Annotated in this window: 5 protein-coding genes and 1 pseudogene; 2 read left to right on the top strand and 4 right to left on the bottom strand. The window is 65.8% G+C overall.

Annotated elements, in window-relative coordinates:
• On the top strand, nucleotides 1-1,285 hold a 1,285-nt coding region (locus Y706_RS0102475; protein ID WP_216699096.1), incomplete at its 5' end, for a LacI family DNA-binding transcriptional regulator.
• Nucleotides 1,286-1,602: 317 nt separating this feature from the next.
• Here the strand turns inward: Y706_RS0102475 and Y706_RS23185 are convergent.
• Complete coding sequence (locus tag Y706_RS23185) at nucleotides 1,603-2,154, bottom strand: FAD-dependent oxidoreductase (protein ID WP_028275329.1); 552 nt, start codon at nucleotides 2,152-2,154, stop codon at nucleotides 1,603-1,605.
• On the opposite strand from Y706_RS23185, the gene Y706_RS23180 reads away from it, so the two are divergent.
• Nucleotides 2,070-2,690, top strand: coding sequence for an HAD family hydrolase (locus Y706_RS23180; protein ID WP_343213022.1), 621 nt, complete (start codon nucleotides 2,070-2,072; stop codon nucleotides 2,688-2,690). The genes Y706_RS23185 and Y706_RS23180 overlap by 85 nt on opposite strands.
• Before the next feature lie 43 nt (nucleotides 2,691-2,733).
• On the opposite strand, the gene Y706_RS0102455 is transcribed toward Y706_RS23180, so the two are convergent.
• The 3 genes and pseudogenes from Y706_RS0102455 to Y706_RS23175 form a co-directional block, all read right to left on the bottom strand.
• Nucleotides 2,734-3,855, bottom strand: coding sequence for an NAD(P)/FAD-dependent oxidoreductase (locus tag Y706_RS0102455; RefSeq protein ID WP_028275328.1), 1,122 nt, complete (start codon nucleotides 3,853-3,855; stop codon nucleotides 2,734-2,736).
• A 62-nt stretch (nucleotides 3,856-3,917) separates the two neighbouring features.
• Entirely contained in the window at nucleotides 3,918-4,973 is a 1,056-nt protein-coding gene (locus tag Y706_RS0102450) for a Gfo/Idh/MocA family protein (RefSeq protein WP_028275327.1), read from the bottom strand.
• Nucleotides 4,973-5,194 (bottom strand): annotated as a pseudogene (locus tag Y706_RS23175) (peptide ABC transporter ATP-binding protein); the annotation flags it as partial. The gene Y706_RS0102450 and the pseudogene Y706_RS23175, both read right to left, overlap by 1 nt.

Here is a 5,194-nt window from a genome sequence, read left to right as displayed (position 1 = left end):
AAGTAGGTGCTATCCCGGACGGGCGCCAAGCCCGGAGCCGTTCGGGCCACATGATGCAAAGCAGTGCGAGGACACGTTTTGGAGGGGCGCGCTACATGTTGAAGGTAAGCTACTGACCCGCGGGGTTTTCGGCTGCGCACGCCGCCGCCCATACCCTTTCGATCACGGAAAGACTCCCATGGCGCCACCTCCCAGGATCACCATCACCCAGGTTGCAGCTGAAGCCGGTGTCAGCACGGCTACGGCCGGGCGGGCCCTGGGCGGTTACGGCTATGCCAGCGACGAGGTTTCAGCCCGGGTTCAAGCTGCAGCCCGGAAACTGGGCTACAAACCGAACATGGTTGCCCGCAGTCTCGTCACAGGCCGGAGCCAGACCATAGGCGTAGTCGCCGCTGACATCGACAACGCCTTTTACGCCCGGGTCCTGCGGGGGATCGGCGACGTGGCAAGATCGCGTGGTTTCGGCGTCATCCTCACCAACAGTGATGAGAACCTCGAACGCGAAATGGAAGCCGTTCAGCTTCTCCTCGAAAAACGCGTCGACGGGCTCATAATCACCCCATGTGACATTCGAGGATCCGAGCATCTCCGCAACCTCATAGCCGGCGGCTGCCCGACAGTCCAAATAGACAGGGCAGCGTATGACCTGGCGGCAGACTCAGTGACAGTGGACAACCGTGGCGCAGCCCGTGAAGCAGTCGCCCACCTGCTGAAAGCAGGTCACAGACGGATAGGAATCATCGCTGAACTCGAGCAGATCGAAAATGGCAGCCTGAAGGACTTCGTAGCCCAAGCGGTCTCTTCCCCCGTGACCGCGGAAACGCTCTATCCAAGCTGGCAGCGGCTACTCGGATACCTCGACGCCCACCGGGACGCCGACGTCCCCGTGCAGACCCAACTGATCCGCCGCGCTGGCGCATACTCCTCCGGTGCAGCTCGCCACGAAGCCGTTGAGCTCCTCGAGTCCGGACCCCGACCTACGGCCGTCTTCGCCGCCGACGGAACCATGTCGCACGGACTGATGCAGGCCATCGCAGACCTTAAGATCACGGTCCCGGACCAACTTTCGGTCGTCTGCTTCGACGACCTCGACTGGATGACCTTCATGCAACCGGCCATAACATCCGTTCACCAGCCGGTGCACCGCATCGGCTCAATGGCAGCAGAACTCCTCCTCGCCAGGATCGCCGGCGAGACATCGGTCCCGAAGCATAATGTCTTGGAAGCACGGCTCAATATCCGAGACTCAGTCGGACCGCCTGCGCACCAAGTAGAAACGAACTAGTACACCGGACTTACTGTCCCGGATATCGGACAGACTTTGGCGACAGGGGCTTGTGCTTCCGAGAAGATCTGTCCGGGCCGCTACGGCGCGGAACGCTGCAGGGCGCAGCGGCCCGTGCCGCCGGGGGAGTGGTGAAGGCCGCAGTGTCCACCACTCCCCGCTCCCGGTCCGCTAGCTCTGGTGCACCGGGGCCCAGGCGCCTGTGCTCACTGCCTCCGGCGCGGTGACGCTGGTGTCGAAGCGGTCGAGGCGGAAGGACTTGAGCACCGGGGATGGGGTTCCGGTGAGGATCTCCTCGGCGAGGAGTTCGCCGAGGATCAGCGCGAGCGTCGCCCCCCGAGTGAGTGAACACGGTGTGCAGGCCCGGGGTTGAAGGCACTGGACCCACTACGGGTTCCCCGTCGCCGGGAATGGGTTTCAGTCCTGCTCCGCGCGCCGTTGGCCACCGCCTCGGCCACGAGCGCCGGAACGAAATCTGGCATGTTTACCCAGCCTTCGCCCGGGTTGTAAATCGCGCCCTCTTCGGCCACCGCCGCCGCGTTCACATCCGGCGCGATCCTGGACACGTCAGCGCGGTCGACCCAGACGGAGTCGTACCCTGTCGAACGCTCGAAAGCGAAGGTCTCGCGGAAGGTTTCATTGGGTCCGGCCCACTTCAGTGCCCCATCGAACCGGATGTAGCCGCGGCTCTCGGGGTGGCGCGCGCTCCAGGTGCGGTAGCGGTCGATGGCAAGCATCCGCAGGTAGTGGTACTCGGCGGAGCGCGCACCCGAGGAGTTCAGCCATGCGATCGAGCGGCCCGAGGCACCGTTCGCGAGCGGCCCGGCTATCACAAGTGTCACCTGGGCGCCGCCCTGTGCGAGGTGCATGCAGGTGGATGCACCGAGGATGCCGCCACCGACGACGACGTGTTTGGCTGGAGCTCATCTTTGCCTGCGACGGGACCCTTGTGGACAGCGAGGTGCTCAGCATGAAGGTGGATCAGCGAGTGCTTGCCGACCACGGCTGGCACCTCAGCCAGGAGGAGATCGTCGCCCGCTTCATGGGCCGGACGTCGACCCACTTCACCCGGGAACTGGAGTCTTTTCTCGCCCGGGCTCTTCCCCCAAACTGGGAACTCAACTACCAGCAGTGGTACGCCGACGCCTTTGAGCAGGAACTGACGCCGACTGCCGGAGTGGATAAGGCGCTTTCACGGATACTGCTGCCGACCTGCGTCGCGTCGAACAGCCGCCACGCCAGGCTGGAGAAAACATTGGGCCTAACGGGACTGCTGCCGCGCTTTTCCGGCCGTATTTTCAGTGCAGAGGACGTCCGGGACGGCAAACCCGCCCCGGACCTCTTTCTCCATGCAGCACAAACGGTGGGCGTGCCGCCCGGGAGATGCCTGCGTCCACAACGGTAGACGGGGCAGGCAGGGCCGACAGGAGGCCCTGCCTGCGGACGGTCTAGGAGAAGCGTCCCGGCCGGAAGGTGGCCAGCATCGGGTGCTTGGCGCCGGTTATGATCTCGCCTGCGAGAAGTTCTCCTGCGATGAGGCCGAGGGTGGCGCCCGAGTGTGTGAAGGCCACGAAGCAGCCGGGGACCTGGCCGAGTTCGCCGAGGACCGGTTCGCCGTCGCCGGGGATGGGTTTGTAGCCGATCTTCCAGGAGGCCGGTTTGAGTTCGGGGTTGCCGGCGATGAGCTTGGATGCTTCATCGGCGAGTTCCTGGACCACGTCATCGGGGATGCTGAAGGAGCCGTCCGCGTGTTCGGTGATGTGCCCCTCGTACCAGTCGTGGTCCAGGGCGAGGGTGTTTCCGGGGTTGGGCCGGACGGCGGCGCGGGGCGTGTTCAGCACGGCCTTGAGCTTGTGGTCCAGGGGTTTGGTCAGCACCAACATGGAGACGGGGGATCCGTTGGGGATCTCGACGCCGAGGGGTGCGACGACGGCGGGCGTTGCGGCACCGCACGCCACGAGCACAGCGTCCGCCTCATAGGTCCCGCCCGCGGTGGTCTCGACGCCGGTGGCCCGGCCGGCCTCTACCGTTACGGACACCTTGCCGGCGTTGAGGACCAGTTCGCCGCCCCGGGCGTGGAACTCCTCCATCATGAAGTCAATCAGGTCGGGCAGGCTGACCCAGCCCTCGCCGGGGTTGAAGATGGCGTTGTCCGGCACGGCGTCCGGATCGATGCCGGGGGTGGTCGAGGAAATCAGGTCGGGCGACAGGAGCTTGGAGTCGTAGCCGACGGATTTTTCGTAGGCGTGGCGGGCTTCCGTGACGGCCCGCTGCCCGGCTGCATTCCACATGAGGCCGCCGCCGAACTGCAGCCAGTCCCTGTCGGGGTCGGCGGCAAAGAGGGTGCGGTAGCGGTCTACGCCGGCGACCCGGAGCTGGTGGTACGGGGTGGAGCGTTCCCCGGCGGAGTTCAGCCACGACAGCGAACGGCCGCTCGCCTCGCTGGCCAGGCCGCGTTCGGTCAGGAGGATCACGGAGGCGCCGTCGCGGAGCAGGTGGACCGCGGTGGAGACGCCGAGGATGCCGCCGCCGATGATGGCGACGCGTTTGGCTGAAGCAGTGGAGGACATGGGGTCTCCCTTTCTAAAGAATTGTGGCTGTACGGGTGCTGGCTCGTCCGGAAGTGACCCGGTTAGGCGAGGGCGTGGATTTTTTCGATGATCTGGAGGACTTCGAGGGACTCGGCGGGCTGAACCGGTAATGGCTCCTGGCCGCGGAGGGCTGCAGCGAGATCCCTATAGAACCGCGGGTAATTACCCTGCTCGGCCGGCACGGACACTGCGCCGCCGTCGATACCCAAGGTCCCCCAATGGGTTTGGGGTTCGACGCCGTAGCCCGGGTCCGACGGCGTCATGCCGGCGGCGAGGGCAGGTTCCTGGCTGTCCAGGCCCCACTTCGTATAGGCCGCTTTGGAGCCCAGCACGTGGAAGCGAGGACCAACCTGGGCCGCCATCCCGTTCATCCACAACCGTGACCGGACCCCGGAGTCATGGAGCAGGGACACGAAGGCCTCGGTGTCGGCCCCGTCCGGGTCCGGGCTGTGGTTCGCGGTCTCCCCGTAACTTTCGGTGACCGGGCCAAAGAGCTGGACAGCCTGGTCGATCAGGTGGGCGCCGAGGTCGTTGAGGATTCCGCCACCTTCCGTCAGGGAAGCGGTGTCCCGCCAGTTCCCGAAGCCCTCCGGCCGCCACCACTCAAAGCGGGATTCGAAGGTGCGGACCTCACCCAGCGCCCCGTCCGTGAGGAGCTTTTGGAGCGTCAGGAAGTCGGCATCCCACCGGCGGTTCTGGAATACCGTGAGCTGCACGCCGGCGTCGGCCGCCCGGGACATGAGCTCCTTGCCCTGGGCCGACGTCGTGACGAACGGCTTGTCCACCACCACGGGGAGGCCGTGGGCAATGGCCGTTGCGGCGAGGTCGTAGTGTGTCAGCGGGGGCGTGCCGAGGATGACGAGGTCAAGGTCTGTGGCGAGGGCGAACAGGGCCTCCGGGGTCGGGACGATCCGGGCGTCCGGGTAGAGCCTCGCCGCCTCCGAGGCGCGGTCCGGGTCGGCCGTGACGATCACGTCCAGCGAGTAGTTGGCATCCGCCGCGATCAGCGGTGCGTGAAAGACTTTGCCCGAGATGCCGAACCCGACGACGGCGGTGCGGATGGGTCCCGCGGCGGCGCTTCCCTTCAGGGTCTCCATCAGAGCACTTCCGAGAGGAAGCGCTGGAGGCGTTCGCTTTGCGGGTTGTCGAAGAGGTCGGCGGGCGTGCCGGACTCGACGACCTCGCCTTCGTCCATGAAGACGACCTGATCAGCGACTTTGCGGGCAAAGCCCATCTCGTGCGTGACCACCAGCATGGTCATGCCTCGGCGGCCCAGGCCTGCCATGAGGTTCAGCACGCCCTTGACCAGTTCCGGGTC

The sequence above is a fragment of the Arthrobacter sp. I3 genome (genome assembly GCF_000520575.1).
Lineage (GTDB): Bacteria > Actinomycetota > Actinomycetes > Actinomycetales > Micrococcaceae > Arthrobacter > Arthrobacter humicola_A.
This window is presented reverse-complemented; position numbering and strand designations above follow the sequence as displayed.